At 57.3% G+C, this 2018-nt stretch carries 3 protein-coding genes and 1 pseudogene; all 4 read left to right on the top strand.

The window, feature by feature from the left end:
• The coding region (locus tag IFU11_RS19925; RefSeq protein WP_192020100.1) for an aldehyde dehydrogenase family protein at window positions 1-137 on the top strand (137 nt) is incomplete at its 5' end.
• Between the two features lie 269 nt (window positions 138-406).
• Window positions 407-1330 (top strand): hypothetical protein, encoded by a 924-nt coding sequence (locus tag IFU11_RS19920; protein ID WP_192020099.1) that lies wholly within the window; start codon window positions 407-409, stop codon window positions 1328-1330.
• A 170-nt stretch (window positions 1331-1500) separates the two neighbouring features.
• Window positions 1501-1884, top strand: coding sequence for a Pycsar system effector family protein (locus IFU11_RS19915; protein ID WP_192020098.1), 384 nt, complete (start codon window positions 1501-1503; stop codon window positions 1882-1884).
• Window positions 1885-1924: 40 nt separating this feature from the next.
• A pseudogene (locus IFU11_RS19910) lies at window positions 1925-2018 on the top strand (aldehyde dehydrogenase family protein); the annotation flags it as partial.

The raw sequence follows: 2018 nt of genomic DNA, 5'->3' as shown, positions 1-2018 counted from the left end.
TGGTGTGGATCAACCTCGTCCTCGGCGACGCGGCGGAGCTGCCCTTCGGCGGCGTGAAGCGCTCCGGCACCGGCCGCGAGATGGGCAAGCCCGCCATGGACGAGTTCGTCAACAAGAAGCTCATCCGAATCGCGTAGGTGTTCGCGAACCCCCTCGACACCGCCTCGCGGGATCGCCTGAGCCGCCGAGGGGGCTCCTCAACCCGTGGGCCAACCTGCTATCTAATCCGGGAGCCCAAGCCGTCTGATCATGACTCGAACGAAGACCACCTTGCATTGTCTTAGGGCAAAACTGAGCCTCGGCTGAGGCTACAGTGCAAGACTTTCAACGTGTCCAATTTGACGCATGAGTTCGAAGGGGTCGACGTCCTGCGCCATCACCTCTTCGCTGTCGGGGGGAGTAGTCGGTGGTAATCGAGCTGTATGAGCTGTTGGACAACCTGAGTGAGCGCACGAAGGTAAAGTTCGAAAAGCAGCCAAGTGTCATCAACAAGGGCGATGCATTTGACGTCAAGAAGCTACCAATCGACAAGGCCGAATGGCATGCTATTGACGACGTTGTCAGCGTGAACTTCGACATGAAAGCGTCGACCAACCTTGCAAAGGGGCGAAGTCCGCAGAGCACGGCGAGCATATATGACGCAGGCGTAGGTGGGGTTGTCAAGATCTTCCAGGAGTTCGACGCACAGTTCGTAGACATTCAGGGTGATGGCGGATTTGCGCTTTTCTGGGGCAACCTTCGTTACGAGCGTGCCGTATCGAGCGCAGTAACCGCCAGAACCTTCTCCATCGATTTCACGGAACAGCTGGAGAACAAGTGGCCCAAGGCAAGTTCAACCGGTTTCAAACTAGGAGTCGCCAGTGGCTCACTCATGGCAAAACGAGTGGGACTCCCGCGCCATCTTGACTTGCAAGAACCCGTCTGGGCAGGAAATCCAGTCAACTATGCAGCAAAAGCAGCACAGCAAGCCGTCGATGTAATGATGAATGTCACAGGGAGCGTCTGGGATGCAATATCGAACAACGACTATCTGACCTTCTCCTGCGACTGCGGCAATCCAGCCTTGCTCTGGGATTCAGTCATCCTAGACAAGATTCCGGACGACGAAAAATTCGGCTTCAGCCTGAACCGACACTGGTGCAGGAAGCACGGCGAGGACTACTGTCGGCAGGTTCTCGCGGGCAAGGTCACTCGGGTCAACATCCCCGACAATGAAAGACACAAGAGAACTCTGCTCGCGAACGCAAGCACTGAGCTGGTCGCAGCCGCCAAGTCGCGCGCGAACCAGAGGAACACGACCACAACCTTGTTCGCTAGCCTGGGCTCGTAGCCGTGGGATGGATTGGGCAACGCTTCGACTCCGCACGAACTGGCCCGACTAACATTAGCGAAGCTCAACCCGATGCTGCTTGGCGAGTACTGCTCGCGACCAACGACTGGATTCGGCACGCGGACTCCAAAATTGCGGTCGCTCTCGCATTTATCGCAGCGACGGGCGTAATGCTCTTCAACCTCGTCCACGCCCTCGAGACATGGCGACTCACAACGGTGATCTTCACAACAGTGATCATCCCTCTCCTCATCGTGGCAGTGTTATTCTGCGCAGGAGCCCTATCTCCCCGCACCAAATCGTCGGGAGAATCTTCGCCTAATCCACTTTTCTTCGGTCACATCGCTAGTATGCAAAGGGCCACCTACGTCACGACGCTCGCGGCTCTCACGAGCACACCAGAGCAGTTGGTCAACAGGACTGCAGAGCAAGTCCACGAGAACTCCGTCATAGCTAAAAAGAAGTATGCACGGGTGAAGATTGGTATCAGATTTGAGGTGGCGGCGGCCACACTCGTGGCCCTTCTCGGCTTGTGCCAATCCCTGGGCTTGTGAGCTGGTGTGACTATTCACCTACGCTCACCGGCGTAGCTGAGTGGCGGTCGAAATCGACGCCGGCATGGTGTGGATCAACCTCGTCCTCGGCGACGCGGCGGAGCTGCCCTTCGGCGGCGTGAAGCGCTCCGGCA

The sequence above is a fragment of the Plantibacter sp. CFBP 8804 genome (assembly GCF_014841225.1).
Classification (GTDB): domain Bacteria; phylum Actinomycetota; class Actinomycetes; order Actinomycetales; family Microbacteriaceae; genus Plantibacter; species Plantibacter auratus.
Note: the sequence above shows the minus strand (reverse complement) of the source record. Positions and strands in the feature narration are given on the sequence as shown.